The organism is Bradyrhizobium sp. SZCCT0231 (assembly GCF_018130245.1).
In the GTDB taxonomy this organism is placed as follows: domain Bacteria; phylum Pseudomonadota; class Alphaproteobacteria; order Rhizobiales; family Xanthobacteraceae; genus Bradyrhizobium; species Bradyrhizobium japonicum_F.
Genome location: NZ_JAFCKP010000014.1, coordinates 109260 through 134572, shown reverse-complemented (window position 1 = coordinate 134572; position 25313 = coordinate 109260). Strand labels below are relative to the sequence as shown.

The 25313-nt window shown below is 64.0% G+C and carries 27 protein-coding genes; 13 read left to right on the top strand and 14 right to left on the bottom strand.

Annotated features, from left to right (window positions below; translation table 11 throughout):
- Positions 1-26: 26 nt before the first annotated feature.
- Entirely contained in the window at positions 27-437 is a 411-nt protein-coding gene (locus tag JQ566_RS26445; protein ID WP_212377843.1) for a very short patch repair endonuclease, read from the top strand.
- A 1-nt stretch (position 438) separates the two neighbouring features.
- Here the strand turns inward: JQ566_RS26445 and JQ566_RS26440 are convergent, their stop codons facing one another.
- The 3 genes from JQ566_RS26440 to JQ566_RS26430 form a co-directional block, all read right to left on the bottom strand.
- Positions 439-2934 (bottom strand): ATP-binding protein, encoded by a 2496-nt coding sequence (locus JQ566_RS26440; RefSeq protein WP_212377841.1) that lies wholly within the window; start codon positions 2932-2934, stop codon positions 439-441.
- Positions 2931-3158, bottom strand: a complete 228-nt coding sequence (locus tag JQ566_RS26435; RefSeq protein WP_212377839.1) for a hypothetical protein — start codon at positions 3156-3158, stop codon at positions 2931-2933. The genes JQ566_RS26440 and JQ566_RS26435 overlap by 4 nt, the downstream gene beginning before the upstream one ends.
- A 129-nt stretch (positions 3159-3287) precedes the next feature.
- Positions 3288-4421 (bottom strand): tyrosine-type recombinase/integrase, encoded by a 1134-nt coding sequence (locus JQ566_RS26430; protein WP_212377837.1) that lies wholly within the window; start codon positions 4419-4421, stop codon positions 3288-3290.
- A gap of 338 nt (positions 4422-4759) precedes the next feature.
- On the opposite strand from JQ566_RS26430, the gene JQ566_RS26425 reads away from it, so the two are divergent.
- Together JQ566_RS26425 and JQ566_RS26420 are read left to right on the top strand one after the other, a co-directional pair.
- A complete protein-coding gene (locus JQ566_RS26425; RefSeq protein WP_212377835.1) occupies positions 4760-5113 on the top strand; it encodes a VOC family protein in 354 nt (117 codons plus the stop codon).
- A 106-nt stretch (positions 5114-5219) separates the two neighbouring features.
- A complete protein-coding gene (locus tag JQ566_RS26420; RefSeq protein ID WP_212377833.1) occupies positions 5220-5513 on the top strand; it encodes a GYD domain-containing protein in 294 nt (97 codons plus the stop codon).
- 81 nt (positions 5514-5594) lie between these two features.
- Here the strand turns inward: JQ566_RS26420 and JQ566_RS26415 are convergent, their stop codons facing one another.
- Genes JQ566_RS26415 through JQ566_RS26400 form a run of 4 tightly spaced genes read right to left on the bottom strand, consistent with a single transcriptional unit; the run spans position 5595 to position 9176 of the window.
- Positions 5595-6551 (bottom strand): tripartite tricarboxylate transporter substrate-binding protein, encoded by a 957-nt coding sequence (locus tag JQ566_RS26415; protein WP_212377831.1) that lies wholly within the window; start codon positions 6549-6551, stop codon positions 5595-5597.
- A 45-nt stretch (positions 6552-6596) separates the two neighbouring features.
- On the bottom strand, positions 6597-6968 hold the full coding sequence (locus JQ566_RS26410; protein WP_212377829.1) for a cupin domain-containing protein: 372 nt from the start codon (positions 6966-6968) through the stop codon (positions 6597-6599).
- Positions 6969-6993: 25 nt separating this feature from the next.
- The gene (locus JQ566_RS26405; RefSeq protein ID WP_212377827.1) at positions 6994-7632 is read right to left on the bottom strand and encodes an RraA family protein; all 639 of its coding nucleotides are present in this window, start codon (positions 7630-7632) and stop codon (positions 6994-6996) included.
- A 26-nt stretch (positions 7633-7658) separates the two neighbouring features.
- Positions 7659-9176: an AMP-binding protein gene (locus tag JQ566_RS26400; protein WP_212377825.1), complete on the bottom strand. Its 1518-nt coding sequence runs from the start codon at positions 9174-9176 to the stop codon at positions 7659-7661.
- A gap of 243 nt (positions 9177-9419) precedes the next feature.
- Between JQ566_RS26400 and JQ566_RS26395 the strand changes: the two genes are divergently transcribed.
- Positions 9420-10043: a hypothetical protein gene (locus tag JQ566_RS26395; RefSeq protein ID WP_212377823.1), complete on the top strand. Its 624-nt coding sequence runs from the start codon at positions 9420-9422 to the stop codon at positions 10041-10043.
- Positions 10044-10263: 220 nt separating this feature from the next.
- On the opposite strand, the gene JQ566_RS26390 is transcribed toward JQ566_RS26395, so the two are convergent.
- Positions 10264-10467: a hypothetical protein gene (locus JQ566_RS26390; RefSeq protein ID WP_212377821.1), complete on the bottom strand. Its 204-nt coding sequence runs from the start codon at positions 10465-10467 to the stop codon at positions 10264-10266.
- Between the two features lie 16 nt (positions 10468-10483).
- Positions 10484-11491 carry a 2-dehydropantoate 2-reductase gene (locus tag JQ566_RS26385; protein WP_212377819.1) on the bottom strand — a complete coding sequence of 336 codons (1008 nt, stop codon included), beginning with the start codon at positions 11489-11491 and terminating at the stop codon, positions 10484-10486.
- Between the two features lie 163 nt (positions 11492-11654).
- On the opposite strand from JQ566_RS26385, the gene JQ566_RS26380 reads away from it, so the two are divergent.
- Together JQ566_RS26380 and JQ566_RS26375 are read left to right on the top strand one after the other, a co-directional pair.
- Positions 11655-12248: a YidB family protein gene (locus tag JQ566_RS26380; protein ID WP_212377817.1), complete on the top strand. Its 594-nt coding sequence runs from the start codon at positions 11655-11657 to the stop codon at positions 12246-12248.
- A 28-nt stretch (positions 12249-12276) separates the two neighbouring features.
- Entirely contained in the window at positions 12277-12549 is a 273-nt protein-coding gene (locus JQ566_RS26375) for a GlsB/YeaQ/YmgE family stress response membrane protein (protein ID WP_208639288.1), read from the top strand.
- 181 nt (positions 12550-12730) lie between these two features.
- Here JQ566_RS26375 and JQ566_RS26370 read toward each other — a convergent pair whose 3' ends face one another.
- On the bottom strand, positions 12731-13516 hold the full coding sequence (locus JQ566_RS26370) for an SDR family NAD(P)-dependent oxidoreductase (protein ID WP_212377815.1): 786 nt from the start codon (positions 13514-13516) through the stop codon (positions 12731-12733).
- Positions 13517-13766: 250 nt separating this feature from the next.
- On the opposite strand from JQ566_RS26370, the gene JQ566_RS26365 reads away from it, so the two are divergent.
- Genes JQ566_RS26365 through JQ566_RS26355 form a run of 3 tightly spaced genes read left to right on the top strand, consistent with a single transcriptional unit; the run spans position 13767 to position 16838 of the window.
- Positions 13767-14831, top strand: a complete 1065-nt coding sequence (locus JQ566_RS26365) for an acyl-CoA dehydrogenase family protein (protein ID WP_212377814.1) — start codon at positions 13767-13769, stop codon at positions 14829-14831.
- 16 nt (positions 14832-14847) lie between these two features.
- A complete protein-coding gene (locus tag JQ566_RS26360) occupies positions 14848-16008 on the top strand; it encodes an acyl-CoA dehydrogenase family protein (RefSeq protein WP_212377812.1) in 1161 nt (386 codons plus the stop codon).
- 17 nt (positions 16009-16025) lie between these two features.
- Positions 16026-16838, top strand: a complete 813-nt coding sequence (locus JQ566_RS26355; protein WP_212377810.1) for an enoyl-CoA hydratase/isomerase family protein — start codon at positions 16026-16028, stop codon at positions 16836-16838.
- Between the two features lie 202 nt (positions 16839-17040).
- On the opposite strand, the gene JQ566_RS26350 is transcribed toward JQ566_RS26355, so the two are convergent.
- From JQ566_RS26350 to JQ566_RS26340, 3 genes are all read right to left on the bottom strand, one after another.
- The gene (locus tag JQ566_RS26350) at positions 17041-17793 is read right to left on the bottom strand and encodes a VOC family protein (RefSeq protein ID WP_212377808.1); all 753 of its coding nucleotides are present in this window, start codon (positions 17791-17793) and stop codon (positions 17041-17043) included.
- Positions 17794-17795: 2 nt separating this feature from the next.
- The gene (locus JQ566_RS26345) at positions 17796-18584 is read right to left on the bottom strand and encodes an enoyl-CoA hydratase (RefSeq protein WP_212377806.1); all 789 of its coding nucleotides are present in this window, start codon (positions 18582-18584) and stop codon (positions 17796-17798) included.
- Positions 18585-18735: 151 nt separating this feature from the next.
- On the bottom strand, positions 18736-19941 hold the full coding sequence (locus JQ566_RS26340) for an ABC transporter substrate-binding protein (protein ID WP_212377804.1): 1206 nt from the start codon (positions 19939-19941) through the stop codon (positions 18736-18738).
- On the opposite strand from JQ566_RS26340, the gene JQ566_RS26335 reads away from it, so the two are divergent.
- The 3 genes from JQ566_RS26335 to JQ566_RS26325 all read left to right on the top strand — a co-directional run bounded on the left by JQ566_RS26335 (position 19919) and on the right by JQ566_RS26325 (position 22537).
- Positions 19919-20167, top strand: a complete 249-nt coding sequence (locus JQ566_RS26335; RefSeq protein ID WP_212377802.1) for a hypothetical protein — start codon at positions 19919-19921, stop codon at positions 20165-20167. The genes JQ566_RS26340 and JQ566_RS26335 overlap by 23 nt on opposite strands.
- A 47-nt stretch (positions 20168-20214) precedes the next feature.
- Positions 20215-21012: a thermonuclease family protein gene (locus JQ566_RS26330; protein WP_212377800.1), complete on the top strand. Its 798-nt coding sequence runs from the start codon at positions 20215-20217 to the stop codon at positions 21010-21012.
- Positions 21013-21145: 133 nt separating this feature from the next.
- Complete coding sequence (locus tag JQ566_RS26325; RefSeq protein ID WP_249139817.1) at positions 21146-22537, top strand: M48 family metalloprotease; 1392 nt, start codon at positions 21146-21148, stop codon at positions 22535-22537.
- A gap of 100 nt (positions 22538-22637) precedes the next feature.
- Here the strand turns inward: JQ566_RS26325 and JQ566_RS26320 are convergent, their stop codons facing one another.
- Positions 22638-23966 (bottom strand): MFS transporter, encoded by a 1329-nt coding sequence (locus tag JQ566_RS26320; RefSeq protein WP_212377797.1) that lies wholly within the window; start codon positions 23964-23966, stop codon positions 22638-22640.
- 181 nt (positions 23967-24147) lie between these two features.
- Between JQ566_RS26320 and cyoA the strand changes: the two genes are divergently transcribed.
- Positions 24148-25308: a ubiquinol oxidase subunit II gene (gene cyoA / locus JQ566_RS26315; protein ID WP_212377795.1), complete on the top strand. Its 1161-nt coding sequence runs from the start codon at positions 24148-24150 to the stop codon at positions 25306-25308.
- Positions 25309-25313: the final 5 nt, after the last annotated feature.

Genomic DNA, 25313 nt, shown 5'->3' with positions numbered 1-25313 from the left:
GCACCCAACGGGAAGAGTCTCGCGTTATGGACAAACTGACGCCCGAACGCCGCTCCGAAAACATGCGGCGCATCAAGAGCAAGGACATGAAGCCCGAGCTGGCGGTGCGACAGCTCGTGCATCGTTTAGGTTATCGATACCGCCTCCATCGGGCGGACCTTCCGGGCAAGCCCGATTTGGTGTTCGGCCCGAGGCGCAAATTGATTTTCGTCCACGGATGCTTCTGGCACGGGCATGATCGTGAGGGATGTCTTGATTCCCGGCGACCGAAATCGAACACCGAATATTGGACCCCGAAACTCAGTCGCAACAAGCAGCGGGACGCCGAGCGAGTAGCAGCGCTCCAGTCGATGGGTTGGTCTGTTCTCACAATCTGGGAATGCGAAACAAAAGACCTGCAGGAAGTTGAGAAGCGAATAAGGCGTTTTCTCGCCTAGCTCAGCGTGCGTTGAGACGGCGATAGTATCGCTTCACTGGCGGTGTGACCCCGGTGTCCTGCCACGTAAAGCAATCCGCCAGATCATCGATCGCCTGAAGCACCCCCAACAGTGCATGGGCGTTGAATGGTGTGCCAGCTCCGGTTTCGTAATGACTCACGAAGTTGCCGACGATTGACGGCACGTGCGTATTCTTGATGTCGTTGATTTGCGCGGCCGTCAGTACGCAACGGTTCGCGGCTTGATACAAATCCACCGCGTCTATAATGGCATCGAGATACGTCGATAGCGTCCTCTTATCGCCACGTGTGGCATAGTCTGGCGGGCACGGTATTTCGAGCTTCGAGATAATATGCCCGAGCTTGAATTCGAGATATTGGCGCAGAAAAGGCGCTCCCAGATCGATCTGTCCGGCACTCAGTTGGCTGTGCGCAAGTACTTTCAGTCGATCCGCCTCTTGCGCGGAAATCATCACACGTCCGACCGGCGGCATTCCCTGCAGTTTCTGATGGTGCCAGTCTTTTGTTCCGTTCTGCCTGTCAAAGTACTTTTCTAGAGCCGTATCGTGGCTGAGAATGATGAACTGCAAACCGTCCGGATTCGCCGGCTGTTGCAGCTTTGTCCGGATCGCTTCCATCAAACTAAATTGGTGTCCAGCATCGAAACTCGACGTCACGTCATCAAGGATCACGAAGCGCGGCGCTCCTTTGTAGCGCGTGGCAGACGCAAGAAAGATCGACGCTGCCACCGCATTGCGGTAGCTTTCCGAAAGCACTGCGCGGGCGTTGACATTGGCTTGTCCGTGAAAATTTGCGAGAGTCAGGTCGATATTCTCACTTCCCGCAGCGCGCTGAAGCGTCGGCCGGACATCGGGGCCGCCGCGAACAAGTGATCCAAAGAGACCCTGATACTCGGTCTCACAGCCAGCGATCCGCGTATTTGCGAGCCCCGTTTCCGCAGCGCTGAAGACCTGCGCAGCCGACCCAATAAACTTTCGCCATCGCTCACGGAGCGCCAGCGCTCGCTTACGCTCCGCCAGAGCCGTTGCGGTTTTACCATACGAATTAATCGCGTCGCAAAACTGCCTGACGTTCGCGATAGTCCTCGCCACGGCGACGAGGGACGGCGGGAGAGTCTTCTCGATCTCCGCAAGTTCAGTGCGTACACCAGAGAGCACTTGCTCTCGCTTGGCCTCAAGCTCTTCCAGCCGAGCGAAGACCGTGTTGATCTCTGCCGTCGCCAGTGAGTGACTGCGCGCTGCCTGCATGATCGTCGCGTGCATACGTTCGGCAACGGGCACCGCCAGCGTGTTCGCCGTTTCCAATCGTCCCAACCGGGCGATACTTGCGGCAGCTAGGATGGCTGTCTCGATTGCCTCGTTCGCAGCGTCGGCGGCGGCGTATTGCGCGATGCGCTCTTGAAGGTGCTCGGCCAAATTCTTCGTCAGTGTCGATTCGCACACCGGGCATCGCTTTGGGTCAGGCCATCCCGCGTCGTCGATAACTACCCTGGCCTTCTCGTACAGTTCCCGAAGCAGAGGGCTACCGACCTTGGCAAGGGCCGTATCGCGATCAGCTGCGGCCTTCACGAGCGCAGCCCGTTCCGTCTGTTCCGAAGCGGCGGGTGCGAGATTGCCCAGATCAGTTATCGATTGTCGTAGTTCGACTTGCCGCTTCCGACCTGTACCACCTTCTTCTTTCTCGATCACTTTCTCGGCCGCAGCTAAATCCACCTGCCGCACGTCGAGGGACCCCACAACCGATTTCAAAATCTCGAGGCCCTGCAGCGCGGATGAGACGGTCTTGCACAGGGCCTCGACATCGTTGAGGTCTGCCGCCGTCTGGCCGGTGATTTCAGCGTATGCCGTCAGAGCACGTGCGGACGCTTCCACCATTTCGCGCTCACGCGCCGTAATTTCTGCCTCAATCTTTCTGATGTCGAAGTCAGTATTAAGGGTCCGCGTGTCGGCGGCGCCTTCAAGCGCCTGCCGCAGACCAGAGTAATTGCTGAGCCCGACAAGCGATGCGAATGACCGCCCGCGCTCCAACGCTGATGCGTCGATGAATTCCGCAAATTTTGCGTAATCGACTAGCACGAAGTCTTCGCGCAAGCTCTTGAGAAATCCCTCTGGATCGGATTGGCCTGAGGGCGAACTAACCGTGCGCACCCCGGTCCTCGTCCTCTCGACCTTGATCACGACCTTGCGCGAACCGTCGTCCGGCTCGAACGTCAGGACAACCACCGCATGGCCGGAGGGATGGAAGCGATTTATGATGTACGAATCGGGTCGTTCCGCAGCCTGGAGCTTCGCGAGACGAGGCACTGTCCCAAAGATTGCGAAGTGTATCGCCTCGAATATCGATGTCTTCCCGACTCCATTTGGAGCAGCGACCGAGTTCACCGCAGCGGGCTTCAACTTGATGACGAGGGGGTCGCCGTCGTTGTTAATTCCGCGGAAACCCTCGACCGATATTTCGCACAGGTAGTACCGCGTCATGGCTTGCCTTCGATCGGCGCAGGCAGCGCTTCGAGCGCCTCGACGACGGCAGCATTGAATTCCCCGCGGCGGGCTCGCATCCGGGTCGGATCACCGTCTCCCAGCAGAACGTCCAGATTATCAAAAAGAATGGCAGCGCATTCCGGATCAAGTGCTGACACGTGGGTCTTGAATGCTGCCACGTTCTCGTCGAGTGGCTTTTCTGGGTCGAATTGGAAAGTCATAAATGGCACTCGGGATAGGTGTATATTCCTTATTGTTCACCCTCCGATGGGATTAGGTCAAGCACTTCAAGCGCGGCGAACACGGTTTCGCGCTGGACTCTGCTCTTTAACAGTAGAGAAACCCGCGCCTCAAGCGGCGCGGGTCAGGTTCTGAAGGTACGGCTCCCAGCTCTTCTCAACAGCGTCCCGCATCTCTGGCAGATACCGGGCGAGGTTATAAACCTCGGCAACGGCGCTCACGATGCTGTCGGCCTTGTTTCCGATGCTGCCCATCGTGTGGTTCAGTAGTTTCTCGACGACGTGCGGCGGCACTTTCATTTCCGCAAGCATGGTGGCGAACGTCCGGCGCAGATCATGGAGCGTCCATCCCTCGACGCCATCCCCCAGGTTCTTCTTGTACTTGCTCCAGCCCGATATCGGCCGCTCGTCCGACACCGCCGACGGGAATAGAAGATCGGTGCTGTTCCGTCGCGGGATGGCGTCGAGGATCGCGGCTGTCATGTCGCCGTAGGGGAAGGTGTGCGCCCGGCCGTTTTTCGTGACCCACTCGGGCAATGTGATTAAGCGGTCCTTTTCGTTAATCCACGGCCAACGCAGATTCGCGGTCTCGCCTTTTCGCTGACCATTCAAGATCAGCAGTTGCACGACGGTGCCGTACGGATAGCCAACGGCCCCGGCAGCGTCCCAGACCTTTTTCAGTTCATCCGGTTTCAGGATGCGTTTGCGGCCCCTGCCCTGTCCGACCTTCACGCCTTCGAGCGGCGAGTGCGGGATGTAGCGGCGGGGCGGCTGGACGCACCAACGCAGGAATGTTCGGGCGACTGCGAGGCAGTGTGACTTCTCCGAGACCTTGAGCTTGGCTGCGATCGCGGACACGTCCTCGTATTCGATCTCGGATAGCTTCTTCTTGCCGAGCTTCGGCAGGAGGTATTTGTCGAGGATGCGGTTGTAGTCGCGCTGGGTGCGCGGCTTCTTCGACTTGATGGCCTCTTTGTATTCATCGCACGCGGCGGCGAACGTCATCTTGGAATGCTTGGTCGGCTCTTCCGTGAGGAGTTTTTTCGCCTCCTTGCGAGCATCCGCAAGCGACATGGCGGGATAGTGGCCGATCCGAACCCGCTGGCGCTCCACACCGCGCATGACAATCCACGTCTTGCGATTTTTGCCGACACGGATTCCGAACGCGGGAGTTGTTTCATCAAAATAGGTGCCGGGCGTTTTGAGACGCGACACCACGATATCTGTGAGGTGTGCGACAGGCATTTTTTGGCTCCGATTTGGCTCTCAAAGTGCATGAGTAGAGGTGATTTGCTGTGAGACAGCATATCACGCCAAAATCGGATAAGCTTTTGATTTTATTGAGAAAATGAGACGCTATGTGCTGCTATGTAACAGCGTCGCTCAGTTTTAGGAAACCGCCGCTCTATCCGGCTGAGCTACGGGACCGCGGAACCCGTGGGTACGGGTTCGGCCCCTCATAGCAGAGCAGGATGCGGTTCGCCAGCCGCAAGGCGGACGAGATCACCTGCAAGCTGAGCAAGGCGGTCGTACAATGCGCCCAGGTCCCTCGTGTCGGAGTCCCTCTTGGCGGAGCAGCCCACATGATCGAGAGCATCAGCGCCATCACGCTCGGCACCCATGACATGGCATGCGCCGTGCACTTCTACCGCTCGCTCGGGTTCGAGCTTCTCTATGGCGGCGAAGCCGCAGCATTCACGAGCTTTCGCGCCGGCAGCGGCTATCTCAACCTGACGGCGCAGCCGGACGACAAGCGCTGGTCCTGGTGGGGCCGCGTCATCTTCTACGTGGCCGATGTCGACGAGACCTACGCGCAGGCGCGCGCTGCCGGGTGGCAGCCGTCGACCACGCCGCGCGATGCCGAATGGGGCGAGCGCTACTTCCACCTCACCGACCCCGACGGCCATGAACTCAGTTTCGCACGGCCGTTGTCCTGACCGAATAAGTCGCATCTGCTGACGTTCCAACGCGCAAGTAGCGCTGTCTCGGCCGCTGTGGCAAGCTCGGCGCGGTTTCCTCAAGTTCTAACCAAGGAGGACGACCATGGTAACCTATGTTGTGCTGGGGAGCTTCACGGATCAGGGCGTCCGCAACGTCAAGGACTCGCCGAAGCGGGCCGAGGCCTTCAAGGAGATGGCCAAAACGTTCGGCGTGACTGTGAAAGAGATCGTCTGGACGCAGGGACGATATGACGTCGTGACCTTTCTCGAGGCTCCAGATGAGGCTTCCGCGATGTCGCTCAGCCTCAGTCTCAGCGCACTCGGCAATGTCCGCACCGAAACGCTGCGCGCGTTTTCGGCGGCGGATATGACAAAGATCGTTGGCAAGATGCTCTGACGCTCAGGCCCGCGCGAGCGCACCGGACCTGACATCGGACTTGCCACCGGACCTGGGATGGCAATCCCGGGCAAGGGCCTCTCATGCCCTGATATTGTTGTCCTTCACCACCTTGCCCCAATAGGCGACCTGCCTGTCGAAGAAGGTCTTGAAGGCGGCGCCGTCCTGGAGCAGCAGCGTCATGTGCTGGGTGTCCTTGAGCTGAGCGGCGGTCGCGGGCTCGCTCAGGATCTCCTTGGATGCCGTCGCCATGGCCGCGACCACGTCCGGCGGCGTGCCCGCGGGCGCGAAGATGCCCCACCAGGCCAACGTCTCGAAATCGGGAAAGCCAGCCTCGATCGCGGTCTGCGTGTCCGGCAGGGCCGGCAGCCGCTCGCGGCCGAGCTGCAGGATCGGGCGCAGCATGTTGGTGCCGAGCTGGGCGGCGACCAGCGCAGCCGATCCCGCGATGAGATCGACATGGCCGCCGAGCACGTCGTTCATGGCCGGCCCGCCGCCGCGATAGGGCACATGCATGATCTCGACCCCGGCTTTGCTGCCGAGCACGGTCATGGCGAGATGGCCGAGCGTGCCGATGCCGACGGAAGCGTATTTCACCGCGCCGGGCGTCGCCTTGCAGGCGGCGACCACGTCGGCAAAGCTCTTGTAGGGACGGCCGGCGCCGGCGGCGATCACGTAAGGCGCGGTGCCGATCAGCAGCACCGGCATCAGCTCGCGCTCGACATCGACCGGAGGCTTGTCGAGGATCGACGGGATCACCGCATGGGAATCGAACGTCACCAGGAACGTCGAGCCGTCCGCCGGGCTCTTGGCGACCTGCGCCGCACCGAGCGCACCGGCCGCCCCCGATTTGTTCTCGACCACGACGATGCGGTTGAGCTTGGTCTGCAGGTTGCTCTGCAGCAGCCGCGCCATGGCATCGGTCGAGCCGCCCGGCGGAAACGGCACCACCAGCGTGATCTTCGAGGCCTGCGCGCTCGCCGGTGCCATCGCGAGGATGGCGGGCGCAGCCAGCAGCGCCCGTCGTGTGATCGTCATGGTCCCCTCCCTTTGTTTCCGCGCCTGGCTTTTGCTCTTTGGCGCTTAGGTCATTCCGAAACCCGAACCCGCTTTTCTGTATTCTGGCCGAGGCGGACTGAAGATGTCCAGCACGCGGGCGCCCTCAGGGCCGGCGCGCATGGTGTGCGGCACGTTCCCTGGCGTGCGCCAGAAATCGCCCTTTTTCACCGGAATTTCCTCATCGCCCTGGACCCGGATGGCGGAGCCGTCGAGCAGCACGCCCCACTGCTCCTCGGGATGATGGTGCAGCGAACCTTGCGCATGCGGCGCCAGCGTCACCACCGACAGCATCGCCTGCTCGCCGGAGAAGATGCGCGTGGTCACGCCGGCTGCGAGCTCGCGGAACAGCCCGTCGCTGGTATCGTCGAGATTGTGGAATTCGTCCTTCTGGCTCACGCCATCCTCCCTACATTTTCTCTGGTCAGGCTTTGCCATACGAGCCCTGATAGCGGCCCTCGCGGATCGCCTTCATGGTCTCCTCCTCGCGCGCGACCTGGGTGCGGACCGCGTCCAGCAGGGCGGCGGCGCCGGCGGCGGGAAACGACACCACGCCGTCCTCGTCGCCGACGACGATGTCGCCGGGCGCAATCACGCTGCCGCCGATCGTCACCGGCACGTTGATCTCGCCGGGGCCGTTCTTGTACGGGCCGCGATGGATCACAGCGCGGGCGTAGCAGGGAAAGTCGTCGGCCGCGAAGGCCGCGACATCGCGGATCGCGCCGTCGATGACATAGCCTTCCGCTTTGCGCCATTGCGCGATGTTCTTCATGATCTCGCCGACCAGCGCGCGGGTCTCATCGCCGCCGCCATCGACCACGATGACGTCGCCGGGGCCGACCAGCTCGAGCGCGCGGTGGATGGCGAGATTGTCGCCGGGACGGGTGCGCACGGTGAAGGCCGTCCCCACCAGCTTGCCGCCGCGATGATAGGGTTTCAGCCCCACCGCGCCGGGCAGCCGGGCGAGATTGTCTGAAATGACCGAGGTCGGCGCCCCCCTGAAACCTTCGATGATCTCGGCCGGCGGCTTGGGCACGCTGTTCGCTGCGATCGTGATCGTCATGTCAAAGAGTCCTTTCGTGAATTTTCTTATTCGGCATGCGCCGACGCCTTCGCCGGCAAAATCCGGAACGCGCGCCCTTCCTTCATCCACGCCGCGCGCTCGTCGCGCAACAGCGTTCTGCGAACCTTGCCTGAATCATCGCGCGGCGGGGCGCTGACGAATTCGAAGCTCTCGGGATGCTTGTAGCGGCTCAGCCGGTCCTTGAGGAAATCCGCCATGCCGTCAGCGATGGCCTGGCCGTCCGCATCGGGCTCCGGCTCGATGATGGCATGCACGCGCTGGCCCAATTCCGGATCTGGCAAGCCCACGACGACGCTGGAGCGCACGCCGGGGCAGGCAGAGACCGCGGCCTCGACCTCGGCCGGATAGATGTTGGCGCCGCCACGCAGCACCATGTCGGCGAGGCGGTCACCGAGATAGAGATAGCCTTCCGCATCCAGCCGGCCGATATCGCCGAGCGACTCCCAGCCGTCAGCGCGGCGTTTCGGCTCGGCACCGAGATAATGATAGGTGGCGTCCTTGCCGTCATTGTTGAGGAAGTAGATCTCGCCGGTCTCGCCCGGCGCGACATCGTTGCCGTCCTCGCCGATGATGCGAAGCTTCGCCATGTCGCCGATCTTGCCGACCGAGCCCTTGTGCATCAGCCATTCCGTGCCTGATATGATGCAGGCGCCCTGGCGCTCGGTGCCGCCATAGAGCTCCCAGATCCGCTCAGGTCCGAGCCAAGCGATCCAGTTCTCCTTCAGCCAGGGCGGCATCGGAGCTGCCATGTGGAAGACTGTCTGCAGGCTCGCTACGTCGTAAGAGTTGCGCACGTGCTCCGGCAGCGCCCAGATCCGGTGCATCATGGTCGGCACGAAATTGACCCATTGCACGCGCTCGCGTTCGATCTGGCGCAATGTCTCCTCGGCGTCGAACCTGGTCAGGCCCGTAAGCTTCCCGCCCGCAAACAGCGCATAATGCGACACGATGAACGGCGCATTGTGGTAGAGCGGACCGGGATTGAGCAGCGAGACGCCGAAGGGAATGTTGAGCGGCGGCACGGCGACGGTGTCGGTGACAGCCGGATGATGATCGAGAATCACCTTCGGTCGCCCGGTCGAACCGCCTGAGGTCATGGCCTTCCAGTAGCGCGCCACCGGCGGATTGAGCGGCTCGTCCGAAAAGCCTTCCGGCACGAAATCCGCAGGCAGGCGGTTCGGCGCGTTCCAGTCTGCCTCGCCGCCGACCACCAGCGCCGGCTTGAGAATGTCGAGCACCGCGGCGGCTTCGCCGCGCGGCAGCCGCCATGACAGCGAGGTCGGCGTCGCTCCGCATTTCCAGACCGCGAAGGAGGTCTCGAAGAACGCGTTGCCGTTGGGCAAACCGATCGCGACGAAATCGCCGGGCTTGACGCCCTTGGCCGCAAACGCCCGCGCGCGCCGGTTGGCGCCGCGCTCGAGCTCGTCCCATGTCAGCGTGTCCTGTCCATGACGGACGGCGATCGTGCCTTGCGGTTTGCGTTCAGCGTACCAGCGCGGCACGTCGGACAGGGGGAGCAGCATCAGGCGTTTCCACTTCGTTTCCACATCGTTTTCTTGGCGTCGCCGCAGAGAGTGAGGCGCTCGCAACATGAGTGTAACAGCCTGTCGGCACGGCGCTGTGACTCCTGCGCCACGTCAAGCACAAAATGTCAGCATTCCAGCCATGAAATTCCAGGGTTCCATGGGTGACAAGGCGGCGATAAAGGGGCAAAAATCCGACTCGACTCAGTTCGGGTTGAGTTTCGCAAGGAATGCTCTCGTAGAATGTCGGCCGTCGTTACATCGCCTCGTGCAGCGCTGCTTCTCGTTGCCGCAGCAGGCTTTTTCCTGCTGACGCATACGGATGCCGAGGCGCAATGGTGGAAACGTGCGCCGGTCGATTTCGAGGAATGCGCCGACGCCGCCGAGAAGGCCGCAACCAAATCCGAGAAGACCGCCGCGCTTGCCGATTGCAACGCCAAGTTTGCCGGCCGCCGCAAGCCGGGCGGCGGCTATTCCTATTACGACTTCCTTCAGGATCGCACCTTCGACATCGCCGGCCCCAATCCGACGCCGGAGGAACAGAAGAAGATCGACGAAGCCTACACCGCCTATCTCGCCAATCAGCGCCGCAGCAATGAAGTGGCCCGAGCCACGGCGCGCCAGCAGCGCGAGCAGCAAGAGCAACAGGTGCAGCAGCTTCAGCAGGTCGCGCTGCGAACCGAAGTCGAGCGCGTGCCTATCCCGGTCGAGCGGCCGAAGGTCCAGCAGGCCGCAGGTGCGAGGCCAAAGAGCGCACCCTGCACCAAGGGCTCGTTCTCCTGCGAATGGCCGCGGCTATCGGAAAGCCTGAACGATCTGAAGAAGCTGTTCAACCCGACACCGAGCAAGCCCGCGAAGAAGGGGTGAGTTTCTCGGCTTTCGTTCCGCTGCTGCGGCAAACTCCGCTGTCGTCCCGGACAAGCGCGCCTCAAGCGCGCGTAGATCCGGGATCCATAGCCACCGAATTGAATTTGGCGAAGACTCGGAGTTACCAGCCTCGCGTCACAACTCCTCCCTGTGGTTATGGGTCCCGGATCGGCGCGCGCTTGAGGCGCGCTTGTCCGGGACGACGGCGGAGGGTGTGGACTCAGTCTGGATGCTTCTTCTTGCTGCGCTTCGGCGCATTTGCCGGCGCAGTCACTACGGGCGAACCACCCAACTGCGACCTGCTCTCCTGCAATCGCCTGTCATAGCCGGGAGAGTTCACGACCGTCGGCGGCCTCGCATGGGCGAGCGCCGATGCGCCGCAGAACGCGGCCAGCGCGATCCCGATCATCAGACAACGCTTCATCGCGTTCCTCCTTCACTCACGCCGCCCCGCGGATCTGCTGCGGCGTCAGCCGCGGCGGGCCCTTGCCGGCCGCCTCGGCTTGCTTGATCAGCGCAACAATGCGGCGCATCAACGGCACGCCGACATTGTTTTGCTCGGCGAGCGCGATGACCGCACCCTGGAGATAGTCGATCTCGGTCGTGCGGCCCTGCTTCAGATCCTGCCACATCGAGGAGCGCGCCTCGGGATCGATCTTCATCGTGCGTCCCAGGATCACGGTGAAGATCGCATCCGGCAGCCGCAGCAGGGTCGGAGACCAGCTCATCGGGATCGGCGTCGACGAAACCGGCACGATGCCGGCGGCCTTCAGCACGGCCAGCCCCTCTGCCATCTGGTCGGCGAACAATCTGCGCCAGTCGCGGTTCGCCAATTGCGCAGCGAGCGGCAAGTCCGACAGCGCGCTGAGCGCATTGTTCAGATTGATGATCAGCTTGCCCCATTGCACGCCGGTGATGTCACCGCTCGCGCGCACCATCAGGCCTGCGACCGAGAGCGCGGCGGCCGTGTTCTCAGCGTCCTCTCCGACATGGATGTCGCCGGAGGTCGAGCGGTGGAAACGGCCCTCGCCCATCGCGATCACGTTGAACGGGACCATGCCGGCCAGCACGCGGCGGCCGCCGAGCCGCTCGCGCAGCACCGCGACATTGCCGATGCCGTTCTGGAGCGAGACGATGACGGCATCCTGCGGCGCATGCTGCGCGATCTGGTCCGCGACAGCGGCGGTGTCGGCGCTCTTCACCGTCACCAGCACGATGCCGGCGCTGTGGAAGATCGCAGGATCCTCTGACAACGCGAGCTGCCCCGCGCCAAGCCTCTTCTCGGAGCCGTCGAAATCGGTCAGAAGCAGGCCGAACCGCTCGATCTCGGTCTTCACCCGCGGCCGCACCAGCAGCGCGACGCGGCGGCCGGCAGCGGCCAGCATGCCGCCGGCGAAACAGCCGATGGCGCCGGCGCCGGCCACCACGATCGGTCGATCCGTAACCACTGAGCTCGCTCCCCTGAATGACCGGCCTTCGATAGCAGAGGCGCGGCCGGCAACCAATCGCGTCGCATCCGACTTGTAACGGTCATGAGTGCCCCATATGCTCTCGCGCCGGGGGCAGTCAGCGGCGAGCGCTCGCCGAACGAGAACGCCAAAGGAGAGCACCATGGGTCTACTCGACGTCCTCAACGGCATGCAGAACGGCCCGCGCGGCCCCAGCATGCCGAGCTCCGAGAAATCCTCCGGCGGCATGTCGCCGATGACCATGGCGCTGCTCGGCCTGCTCGCCTGGAAGGCGTTCAAGCATCTGACGGCCGGCCAGCCCGGTGCGGCGCCTGCCCCGCAGCAACGCTCACCGCTGCCGCCTCCCACGCCTGCCAATACGAGCAACAGCACGCTCGGCGGCAATAGCGGCGGCCTCAGCGATCTGCTCAAGGGCGGCCTCGGCGGCCTGCTCGCGGGCGGCGCGGCCGGCACCGTGCTCAGCGGCGGGCTCGGCGATCTCCTCAACCAGCTGCAGCAGAGCGGCCAAGGCGACACTGCGAATTCCTGGGTCGGCAAGGGCGAGAACAAGCCGATCGCACCGGGCGATCTCGCCAGCGCCCTCGGCGCCGACCAGATCGACAGCCTGTCCGCCCAGAGCGGGCTGTCACGCGAGGAGCTGCTCTCCGGCCTCAGCCAATATCTGCCGCAGGTGATCGACCATCTGACTCCGGACGGGCGGCTGCCGACCGAGAACGAACTCTCGGGCCGAATCTGAAGCCGTTCTCGGAAAGGGGAGCACACTCATGAGCATGGGCGGCCTGTTGTGGATCATCGTCGTCGGCTTCGTCGCCGGCCTCATCGCGCGCTGGCTGGCGCCGGGGCCGAACAATCCGAGCGGCTTCATCCTCACCACCATCCTCGGCATCGCCGGCGCCTTTCTGGCGACCTTCGTCGGCCAGGCCATCGGCCATTACAGCCCCGACCAGGGCGCCGGCTTCATCATGGCCACGGTCGGCGCAGTGGTGGTGCTGTTCATCTGGCACCGCCTGGTCGCGAGCGGCGTGATAAAAGGCTGAACACACTCGCTGTCGTCCCGGACAAGCGCGCCACAAGCGCGCGCAGATCCGGGACCCATAACCACAGGGAGTGGTTTGACGAAGACTCGGAGTTACCAGTCTTCGTCAAACCACTCCCTGTGGTTATGGGTCCCGGCCTTCGCCGGGACGACACCTGTGTGTGCCGCACCAGCCGCGCCAATCACGTAATCAAATGCATCCCCGCATCCATCCGCACGACCTCGCCGGTCATGTTGCTGGAGGCCGGCATCGCCAGGAAGCAGACGAGCTGGGCGATGTCCTCTGCCGATGATGCGACCTTCAGCGGCACCTTCGCCACCACGCTGTCGCGCACCTGCTTTGCCTGCGCCTCGCCACGCCCCTTGGTGAACCAGGGCGTGTCGATATAGCCGGGGCAGACCGTGTTGACGCGGATCAGCGGCGCCAGCGCGCGCGACAGCGACAGCGTCATGGTGTTGAGCGCGCCTTTGCTCGCGGCATAGGCGATCGACGAACCGACGCCGCTGATGCCGGCGACCGAGGAGACGTTCACGACCGCCGATGGCCGCCCTGAAGCCTTCGCACCGGCCTCGAGCAGGCTGCGCGCGGCGCGCACCATCTGGAACGGGCCGATGGTGTTGACGCCATAGAGCCGCTGGAAATCTTCAGCCAACAAGCCGTCGAGATCGGCGTGGGCGACATGCTTGGTGGTGCCGGCATTGTTGATGAGGATGTCCAGTCGGCCCCAGCCGCTGGCCGCCGCGACGATCTTGCGGCAATCCTCGTCCTTCGAGACGTCGCCCTGCGCAACCAGCACCTCCGCCGCGCCGGCCTTGCGGCAGAGCTCAGCCGTCGCCTCGGCTTCCTTCTGGCTCGACGAATAGTTGATGACGAGCCGCGCCCCGCTGCGCGCCAGAATTTCCGCGGTTGCCGCGCCAAGGCCTGAGGCAGACCCCGTCACGATTGCGCACAGATTGTCCTTGGCCATCCTGATTTCCTTCCCCGTGGCTCTGATCTTCCGCGCCTTGTTTAGCGAGTTTGCCGCGCCCTGCAAATCGAGCAAACTCCGCTAAGCGGAATTAGCATTTCTTGAAGCCTGCCCCCATGCCGGCGCCGCAGATGGACCTGCGATCAACGCTTGTCAGGGCCATGGCTTTTTCCGATCATCGGGCGCAAGAAGAACCTGCGCGCCGGCCCAAGGAGGCGGGACGCGCCAATGGCAAGACACGGGGAACGCTGTGGCGGAGAGTGACAATATCGTCGTCGAGACCGCGGAGAAGATCTTCGCCGATCTCGCCGATCCGCAAACCATCAACAACGACAAGAAGAATTCCTGGCAGGCGCCGCTGTGGCAGGCGCTGAGCGAAGCCGGCCTGCCATTGTCGTGGGTGCCCGACGATCTCGGCGGCTCCGGTGCCAGCCTCGCCGACGGTTTTGCCTTGCTGAACGCCGCCGGCCGCTTCGCGGTCGCGGTGCCGCTGGCCGAGACCATGCTCGCAGGCTGGCTGCTCGCACAGGCCAGGATCGCATCGCCCGAGGGCGAGATGACGATCGTGCCGGCGGGCCCGAAGGATCGCATCAGCCTCGATGCCGATGGCGCGCTCTCCGGCCGCGCCCGCGGCGTGCCCTTCGCCAAGGCGGCGAGACATTTTGCGGTGCTGGCGCACGGCAAGGATGGCGCGGTCATCGCGCTGGTCGATGCGAGCAAGACGCGGATCGAATCCGGACTCAATGTCGGCTACGACCACAGTGACACCGTCACGCTCGACAAGGTCCAGCCGATCACCATCAAGCCAGCGCCAAAGGGCCTCGACCAGACGATCCTGATGCTGATGGGCGGCGTTGCGCGCAGCCTTCAGATCGCCGGCGCGCTGGAATCGATGCTCGACATCTCGGTGCGCTACTCCAACGAGCGCGTCGCCTTCGAGAAGAAGATCTCGAAATTCCAGGCCGTGCAACACAATCTCGCGCGCCTTGCCGGCGAATCCGCCGCAGCGCTTGCGGCCGCGACCTCGGCCGCCGACGCGATCGCGAACGCCAAGTCGTTCAACGACGAGGTCTATCTCGAAGCCGCCTCCGCCAAAATCCGCTGCGCGGAAGCAGCCGAGAAAGGCGGCGGCATCGCGCACCAGGTCCACGGCGCGATCGGCTTCACCATGGAGCACATCCTGCACCGCTATTCGCTGCGGGCGCTGGCCTGGCGCGACGATTTCGGCTCGGAGAGCTACTGGGCCGTCGAGCTCGGCAAGCTCATAGCAAACCGCGGCGCCGACGAATTGTGGCCGCTCGTGGCTTCGCGCTGATCAGGGGACGACCACAATGACCGCTGCCCTCCGTTTCGATCCGATCCGCCTGCCCGAGAAGTGCGAGCAACTGCGCAAGGAAGTGCGCGCCTTCCTCGCCGAGGAGATCGCCGCCGGCACCTTCGATCCGAACAAGCCCAACCGCGAGGACACCGACGCGCCGGAATTTTCCCGCCGGGTCGGCGCCAAGGGCTGGCTCGGGATGACCTGGCCGAAAAAGTATGGCGGCCAGGAGCGCTCGTTCCTGGAACGTTACGTGGTGACCGAGGAGATGCGCGTCGCCAACGCGCCGACCCGGCGCTTCTTCGTCGCCGACCGCCAGAGCGGGCCGGTGCTTTTGAAATACGCGCCTGAACATATCAAGATGGACATCCTGCCGCGCATCTGCCGCGGCGAGATCTGCTTTGCCATCGGCATGAGCGAGCCTAACTCCGGCTCCGACCTGTTCGCCGCGAAGACGCGCGCGACCAAGACCGACGGCGGCTATCTCATCAACGGCACCAAGATCTGGACCTCGTCGGCGCATATCGCCGACTACATGATCGCGATCTTCCGGACCTCGCCGCCGACCAAGGAGAACCGCCGCCACGGCCTGACGCAGTTTTTGGTCAAGATGAAGCAGCCGGGCATCAAGGTGAACCCGATCGGCCAGATCACCGGCCAGTACGAGTTCAACGAGGTCGTCTTCACCGATCACTTCATCCCTGACGATCACGTGCTCGGCGAGGTCGACGGCGCCTGGAAGCAGGCGACGAGCGAGCTCGCATACGAGCGCTCGGGCCCCGAGCGTTTCCTGGAGACCTATTACGTGCTGACGGAGCTGGTCCGCGCGGTCGGCCCCAACCCGGATACGCGCAGTGCCGAGGGTATCGGCCGCCTCGTCGCGCAGCTCCACACCATGCGGCGCATGTCGGTCTCGGTGGCCGGCATGCTGGAAGCCGGCAAGGAGCCGGTGGTCGAGGCGTCCATCGTCAAGGACATCGGCACGGTCTGGGAGCAGCAGCTGCCGCATCGCGTGCGCGATCTCGCCGCTTTCGTCGAGGAGACCGCGACCAACCGCGAGACGCTGGAGCGGCAGCTCGACTTCGCGATCAAGACCGCGCCGAAACTCACCATCCAGGGCGGCACCACCGAGGTGCTGCGCGGCATCATCGCGCGCGGTTTGGGCCTGCGCTAATTCAATCGAGGATCATCATGAGCACCTACAAAGACATCGGCGTCGAGAAGGTCGGACACGTCGGCACCATCGAAATCCGCCGTCCGCCGCTCAACTTCTTCGACATCTCGCTGATCAACCAGATCGCAGATGCGCTCGACGAGTTCGACCGCGACATCGAAATTCGTGCCTCCGTCCTCTCCGCGCAGGGCAAGGCGTTCTGCGCCGGCGCCAATTTCCAGGATCCGGCGCGGCAGGCGCAGGAAGCGCACGAGGCCGAGAAGAAAGGCGATCCGGCCGACAGTCTCGGCTCGATCAACCATCTCTACATCCAGGCCGTGCGCATCTTCCGCGCCAAGAAGCCGATCGTTGCCGCCGTGCAGGGCGCGGCCATCGGCGGTGGGTTGGGCCTTGCGGTGTCAGCCGATTTCCGCGTCACCTGCCCCGAAGCCCGTTTCTCGGCGAATTTTACCAAGCTCGGCTTCCATCCCGGCTTCGGCCTGACCGTGACGCTGCCCGAGCTGATCGGCAAGAACAACGCCGAGCTGATGTTCTACACCAGCCGCCGCGTCACCGGCGAAGAGGCCTACAAATGGGGCCTCGCCAACGAGCTGGTGCCGCAGGACGAGGTCAAGGCGGCCGCGATGAAGCTCGCCGGCGAGATCGCCGAATGCTCCCCGCTCGGACTGCTCTCGACGCGCGCCACGTTACGCAATGGCCTCGCCGACCGCGTCATGGCCGCGACCAATCACGAGCTCGCCGAGCAGACAAGGTTGCGCGCGACGGAGGATTTTAAGGAAGGTGTGAAGGCGACCGAAGAGCGCCGGGTGGCGAATTTTAGGGGAAGGTGATCGCGGCAGGGTCTCGCCGTGTCCCTCTAGCGCTTCCACAAACTCCCCTGTCGTCCCCGCGAAAGCGGGGACCCATAACCACAGGGAGTGGTTGTAGCGCGAGTTGACAACTCCGAGTCTTCGCCAAACCACTCCCTGTGGCTATGGGTCCCGGATCTGCGCTTCGCTTGTCCGGGACGACAGCGGTATGTGTGGCAACCGCTCAAGCTACAACCCGGAACGTCACGCCGCCCAGCAGAAACTCATTGCCCGCGACCGCGTGCCCCTTTGCCTTGGCGGTATGCAGCACCTGCGCCACGTCAGCCACACGAAACTCCAGCGCGCTCATGATCTCGCTGGCGCCCTTGACGAAGCGGAAGGTCGCATTGGGCAGCTTCAGTTCGGCACCACGACTCGGCGCAATCCCGATGATCTTGCCCCAATGCTCCGCCAGCCCTTGCGGGTCCGGGCTCTGCATCTCCACCGCCGTCAGCGCCTGCGTCACGTCCTTGCGGATGAATTTCTGCCAGTCCGGTCCCGCCGGCGGATAGGCGCCCAGACTATCGTCGCTGCCGTCGGTATGGTTGAACTCGATGAAGGCGGCGCGGCAGTCGCGGGGGTGAAGCTGCACGCCGTGATAGGGCGCATGGTCGATCACGTTGGCGGTGCGCACGCCGAGCGCATTGGCGTTGCGGCCGCGCTCGTCCGGATCATCGCAGCAGAAGATCGCCATATAGCCGCCGCGGCCGCCGGTCTTCTCGATGAAGCGGCCGGCCGTGGTGCCGTCCTTGAAGGGCGCCACGACTTCCAGCAGGACGGTGTCGACCGGGAGCAGCGCGTTCTCCAGACCGTATTTCGCCACATTGCCGTCGCGATAGCAGACGGCGAGGCCCATGATCCTGGCGATATCCGTGATGACAGGCTCGAGCTGCGGCGCGACCAGGCAGATCTGACGCAGCCGGACATAGCGCGCCATCGTCATGCGCCCTTGAAGGTCGGCTTGCGCTTCTCGACGAAGGCCTTTGCGGCTTCCTTGTGGTCCTCGGTGTCGCCGCAACGGGTGTGATGGATAGCCTCGCCGTCGAAACAGTCTTCCAGCGCCAGGTGCTCGGCATTGTTGATGTTGCGCTTGATGAAGCCGAGCGCGATCGAGGGTCCCTGCGCCAGCGACAGTGTCAGCTCGTGGGCCGCGGTGTCGATCTCGGCGTCGGGGACGACCTTGGTCACCATGCCGATCGCATGCGCTTCCCTGGCCGTGAGCACCGGCGACATCAGATAGAGCTCGCGCGCCCGCGCGCTGCCGAGCAGCTGGGTGAGAAAATAGGTGCCGCCGTAATCGCCGGAGAAACCGACCTTGGCGAAGGCGGTGGTGATCTTGCAGGATTCGGAGGCGATGCGCAGGTCACAGGACAGCGCCATCGACAGGCCCGCGCCGGCCGCCGCGCCATCGAGCTGCGCCACCACGGGCTTCGGCATCTGATGCAGGATGCGCGAGACCTCCATGCCGCGGCGGAGGTTTGCGAGCTTCTGCTCGAACGGAAGCGGCGCGCGCCCTGCGGCCATCGACTTGACGTCGCCGCCGACACAGAAAGAGCCGCCGGCGCCCTTGAACAGCACCGCCCGCACCTCGGGATCGTCAGCCGCGCGCCGTGCCGCTTCAACCAGCCCGGCGACCATGTCCGGGTTGAGCGCGTTCTTCCGCTCCGGCCGGTTCATCGTGATGGTGAGCAGCCCGCCTTCGAGCGTTTGCAGGACCATGTCGTTCATGGGACGTCTCCCTTGTGTTTCTTTCGTCATTCCGGGGCGCGCGAAGCGCGAGCCCGGAATCCATATTTCACACCGTCACTGCCGCCCGATGGATCCTCAGGTGCGCAATTGCGCACCATAGCTCTCGCTTCGCGAGCCCGGGGATGACGCTTCATTTCTTCACCAGCGGGCAGCGCGAATACTCGAGCGATTGGAACGCCTCGTTGCCGGGCACGGTGGCGAGCAGCCTGTAATCGTCCCAGCGGCCCTTGGACTCCGACGGCTTCTTCACCTCGAACAGATACATGTCGTGGATCATGCGGCCGTCGTCGCGGATCTTGCCACCCTTGGCGAAGAAGTCGTTGATCGGCGTCTCCTTCATCACCTTGATCACCGCCGCGGCGTCGGTGGTGCCGGCTGCCTTCACGGCTTTCAGGTAATGCGTAACGGAGGAATAGACGCCGGCCTGCGCCGAGGTCGGCACCCGCTTGGTCCGCTCCATGAAGCGCTTCGAGAACGCGCGCGTGTCGTCGTTGAGGTCCCAGTAGAATGCTTCCGCGAGCAACAGCCCCTGCGCGGTCTCCAGCCCGATCGAGTCGATATCGGTGACGAAAGCGAGCAGCGGCGAGACCTTCTGGCCGCCCTTGGTGATGCCGAACTCCGCCGCCTGCTTGATGGCGTTGATGGTGTCGCCGCCGGCATTGGCGAGCCCGATCACCTTGGCCTTGGAGGCCTGGGCCTGGAGCAGGAAGGACGAGAAATCCGACGTGTTGAGCGGATGGCGCACGCTGCCGAGCACCTTGCCACCGGTCTTGGTCACGACGGCGCTGGTGTCCTTCTCCAGATCCTGGCCGAAGGCGTAGTCGGCGGTGAGGAAGAACCAGCTGTCGAGGCCCGACTTCACCGCCGCAAGACCGGTCACATTGGCCTGGCCGTAGGTGTCGAACACGTAATGGATGGTGTAGGGACCGCAGGCCTCGTTGGTGAGACGGATCGAGCCCGGGCCGTTGAACATGATGATCTTGTTGCGCGCCTTGGCGATCTCGCCGGCCGCAAGCGCGGTTGCGGAGGCCGCGACGTCGTAGATCATCTCGACGCCCTGGTTGTCGAGCATGTCGCGGGCGATGTTGGCGGAGAGATCGGCCTTGTTGAGATGATCAGCCGCCAGCACCTGGATCTTGCGACCCAGCACCTCACCGCCAAAATCCTCGACAGCCATTTTGGCCGCAGTCTCGCTGCCGGGACCGGTGATATCTGCATAAAGGCTCGACATGTCGAGGATGCCGCCGATCTTCAGTGGCGGCTTGTCCTGGGCCTGCGCGGCGCTCGCATTGAGGGCAAACGCGGCGGCAAAAATGCCGGACAAAACAGTCTTCATCGAAACGACCTCCTTTATCGCGCCGTACTCTGATGGCGGCTTGGTTATTGCTCTTGCCGCAATCATGCCGCATGCGCGAGAGGGCAGCAAGCGCGGGGTGCTGCAAGCGTACGATTGCCGCGCGCGTTTTCCGCAAAACGGAATGGTGAGGCGCGTCGAAATGTTTCCGCGTCGTCATTGCGACCAACGGATCCGCGCGAAGCGCGGCCTCGTTGGCTCGCAATGACGGAGTGTGACGAAGCCTCTTCGCGGCCCACTACGCATGAGGTATAGTTGTCGCGCACTGCAACCTCTCCGGGTCACGTGACGCAACGGCTTCACTTCATCGTCGCATTTCTTGTCGCAAGTAACTCGGCGCTCGCGACACCATGCCAGTTCGAGTCGCAAGACCAAGGCCGCGTCGCTGCCATCGTCGATGCGCGCAGCGTGCGCCTCGATGACGGGCGCGAGATCCGCCTCACCGGCATCGAGCCGACGGCGACCACGAAGCAGGCGCTGGCCTCACTGCTCACCGGCCGCGACGTGACGCTGCGCAGCCCCGACGACACGCCCGACCGCTATGGCCGCCAGGGCGCGTTGGTCTTCGTCGGCGAAAGCGGCAGCTCCGTGCAGGCCATGCTGCTCGCCCGGGGCGACGCCATCGCCTCCGCCGAGATCGTGGACAAGGACTGCGCGGCCGCCCTGATGGCGTCCGAGGCCGCGGCACGGCGCCAAAAAAAGGGCAGCTGGGCTGACCCGTCGGCCATAAAAAACGCGGAAAGTCCGGACGATATTTTGGCGGAGATCGGGCGCTTTGCGGTGGTCGAGGGCAAAATCCTGTCGGTCCGGCAAGTTGGGGCAATGACCTACCTCAACTTCGGGCGGAACTGGACACGTGGCTTTGCCGTGACTATTTCAAAGCGCACGCTCGCGGCGTTCGAAAGCGCTGGCATCACCCTTAAGTCCTTGGAAAATAGACGTATTCGCGTTCGGGGCTGGGTGGAGGGGAATACGGGGCCGCGGATCGACGTGCGCCTCGTGGGGCAGATCGAGTTGCTGGGCGCAAACGAGCCGACAGGGGTAGGGCCTTAAGACGGCCAGGCACGGGTTAAGCGACGTGGATGGGGTGCTAAAACGGCACGTACGGAGTGAACGCCGCCGGCTGCGGGCGGCGCCGGCTGCGCTGTGCCTTGTCCTGGGCGCGGCTCTCGCCGGTTGTGGCGATATGGGCCGGTTCCAGACCGCGGCAACCCCGGCGACCGTCGTGATGCCGAAGCCGAAGCCCGCCGTCGCCCAAACCCCCGCCACCGAGAAGGAGCACGAGCGCATCCTGGCGAGCTATGGCGGGACCTATGACGATCCCAAGCTCGAGGCGCTCGTCAGCAAGACCGTCGACCGGCTGGTCGCAGCCTCCGACCGTCCCGATCAGGGCTACAAGGTCACCATCCTCAATTCCGGCGCCGTGAACGCCTTTGCGCTGCCGAACGGCCAGCTCTATGTCACGCGCGGCCTGCTTGCACTCGCCAGCGACACCTCCGAATTGTCCTCCGTGCTCAGCCACGAGATGGCGCATGTGCTGTCCAAGCATGCGGCGATGCGCGAGGACCAGGCCCGCCAGGCCGCGATCGTCACCCGCGTCGTCACCGACATGAGCAGCGATCCCGATCTCACCGCGCTCGCGCTCGCCAAGACCAAGCTCACCATGGCGAGCTTCTCGCGCAAGCAGGAGTTCGAGGCCGACGGCATCGGCGTCGGCATCTCCGCCAAGGCGCATTTCGATCCTTATGGCGCTGCGCGCTTTCTGTCAGCGATGGAGCGCAATGCCGAGCTGAAGGCCGGCAAGAGCTCGCTCGATCCGCGCGCGCAGGATTTCACCTCGTCGCATCCGGCAACCCCCGAACGGGTGCAGAACGCGCAGAATATCGCGCGGCAATACACTGCGCCTGAGGGCGCCGAGCGCGACCGCGAAAGCTATCTCGCTGCGATCGACAACCTCGTCTACGGCGAAGACCCCAGCGAAGGTTTTGTCCGCGGCCGGCGCTTCCTGCATCCGAAGCTCGGCTTCACCTTCCAGGCGCCGGACAATTTCACGCTCGACAACACCGCGCAGGCCGTGATCGGCGTGCGCGAGGGCGGCGCACAGGCGATGCGCTTCGACGTCGTGCGCGTGCCGGCCGAACAATCGCTCGGCGACTACCTCAATTCCGGCTGGATGGAAGGCGTCGAGAAGGCCTCGACCGAGGATATCACCATCAACGGTTTTCCGGCGGCGTCCGCCACCGCCAAGGGCGATCAGTGGCAGTTCAAGGTCTATGCACTGCGCTTCGGCAGCGACGTCTACCGCTTCATCTTTGCGACACGGCAGAAATCGACCGAGAGCGAGCGCAACGCGCGCGAGACCGTCAACTCATTCCGTCGCCTGACACTCGACGAGATCCAGGCCGCGCGCCCGCTGCGCATCAAGGTCATCACCGTGCAGCCCGGCGATACCGTGGAGTCGCTCTCCCACCGCATGGCCGGCGTCGACCATCCCGCCGATCGCTTCCGCGTGCTGAACGGCCTCGATCGCACCGCGCAGGTGAAGGTGCGCGATCGCGTGAAGATCGTGGCGGATTGAGATCGACACGTAGCCCGGATGGAGCGTAGCGCAATCCGGGATTTGTGCCGGCGTCAACGCTGTCCCGGATTACGCTGTGCTCCATCCGGGCTACGAAAAGCTAGCGCCCCGCGTCCATATCCCCGGCCTCGCGCTGGCCGCTGAGCCAGAGCGCGAGCAGGGTCCAGAACGCGCCGGACAGCAGATACGCACCCGAAGCAATGACGCCGAGATTGGTGGCGAGCAGCAGCGCGACCAGCGGGGCAAAGCCCGCGCCGAACAGCCAGGCCATATCGGAGGTCAGCGCCGAGGCGGTGTAGCGGTACGCCTGCCTGAAGTTCGAGGCGATCGCGCCGGACGACTGGCCGAAGGACAGGCCGAGCAGGATGAAGCCGATCACCATGTAGATGGTCTCGCCGAACGCGCCGGCATCGAGCAGTTGCGGCGCGAAGCCGCTATAGATCGCGATCGCGATCGCCGATCCCATCAGCAGCGATTTGCGGCCGACACGGTCGGCGATGATGCCGGAGACAACGATCGCGGCAACGCCGAACACGGCGGCGACGATCTCGATGATCAGGAAGCGCACCGGGCTCTCGCGGGTGAACAGGAACACCCAGGACAGCGGAAACACCGTGACCATGTGGAACAGCGCGAAGCTCGCCAGCGGCGCGAACGCGCCGAGCATGATGTTCTGGCCTTCGCGCGCGACCGTTTCGGAGATGCGCGAGGGCTGCAATTCACGGGTCTCGAACAGCGAGGCGTATTCTTCCGTCGTCACCATGCGCAGGCGGGCGAACAGCGCCACAACGTTGATGGCGAAGGCGACGAAGAACGGATAGCGCCAGCCCCAATCGAAGAAATCATCGGCCGAGAGGTTGCCGGCGAAATAGGCGAACAGCGCGCTCGCGACGATCAGTCCGAGCGGGGCGCCGAGCTGCGGCACCATCGCGTACCAGCCGCGCTGCGATGCCGGCGCATTTAGCGCCAGCAGCGAAGCCATGCCGTCCCAGGCGCCGCCCCAGGCCAGACCCTGCGCGATGCGCGCCAGCGCCAGCAGCCAGATCGCGGCAACGCCGATCTCCTGATAGCCGGGCAGGAACGCGAGCGCCACGGTCGCGGTGCCGAGCAGGAACAGCGCCGAGATCAGCTTGGCCGTCTTGCCGTAGGCTCGGTCGATCGTCATGAAAATGACGGTGCCGATCGGCCGGGCCATGAAGGCCAGCGCGAAGATCATGAAGGAATAGAGGGTGCCGGTCAGTTCGCTCGCGAACGGGAACACCAGGCGCGGGAACACGATCACCGAGGCGATCGCGAAGACGAAGAAGTCGAAGAATTCGGAGGTGCGGCCGATGATGACGCCGATGGCGATCTCGCCGGGACTGGCCTGGTCGTGGCCGTGCTCGCCCGTGTGGAGGTCTGCCATTGCGGGGGTCTGTGCCGTCGCCATTCGTGCGCCCTTAACGTCCTGAAAACCAAAGCCGACCGCCCGGCGGGAAGCCAGGCAATCTGGCCCTGTCTGACCCAACATTCCGCACTGCAACATTGGACAAATTGTCCAATGTCCGGATTGCTGCGTCGCAGCTACCCGTTGGCCCCGCAAAGGAAACTCATTCTCAAAGGCTCGGCCCGTGTCTCGTCTCAAGATCCTGGCGCTACTACCTCTGGCTGCCGCGCTCAGCGGCTGCGACTACGTCGTGCTGGCGCCAGCCGGCGACATCGCTGCCCAGCAGCGCGACCTCGTCATCATCTCCACCGTCCTGATGCTCCTGATCGTCCTTCCCGTGATGGCGCTGACGGTGCTGTTCGCCTGGCGCTATCGCCAGTCCAACACGGCCGCTCGCTACGAGCCGGAATGGGACCACTCGACCAAGCTCGAGCTGGTGATCTGGTCGGCGCCGCTGCTGATCATCGTCTGCCTGGGCGCGCTGACCTGGATGGGCACGCATCTGCTCGACCCCTACCGCACGCTCGGCCGCATCCATGCCGACCGCGCCGTGGACCAGTCCAAGGCCCCGCTCGAGGTCGACGTGGTCGCGCTCGATTGGAAGTGGCTCTTCATCTATCCGGACTACGGCGTCGCCACCGTCAACGAGTTGGCCGCGCCAGTCGATCGTCCGATCAACTTCCGCATCACGGCGTCCTCGGTGATGAACTCGTTCTACATCCCTGCACTCGCCGGCCAGATCTACGCGATGCCGGGCATGGAGACCAAGCTCCACGCCGTCGTGAACCATGCCGGCACCTACAAGGGGTTCTCGGCGAACTACAGCGGCGCCGGCTTCTCCGGCATGCACTTCGACTTCCAGGGCCTCGACGACAAGGGCTTTGACGCCTGGGTCGCCAGCGCCAAGTCCGCCGGCGGCTCGCTCGGCCGCGCCGAATATCTCCAGCTGGAGAAGCCCAGCCAGAACGAGCCGGTGCGCCGCTGGGGCACCGTCGATGCCGATCTCTACCGCCTGATCCTCAACATGTGCGTCGAGACCGGCAAGATGTGCCAGAGCGAGATGATGGCGATCGACGCCAAGGGCGGCAACGGCCATCAGGGCCTGAACAACACCCTGCCGCTTACCTACGACAAGTACGCCCGCCGCGGCACGGTGCTCGGACCGGAGCCGACCTTCGTCGCCGGCACCTGCACACCAGATGCGCCGCAAGGCCAGACCACTGCGTCGGTCAAGGCTCCCACCGACACGATGCCGCTCATCGGCGCCGGCCTGAAGCGGCCGTCATTCACGCCGCTCAAGTCCTCGTCCTTCTTCCTCGGACAGCGTCCGAAGTCAGACTCCTAAGAGAA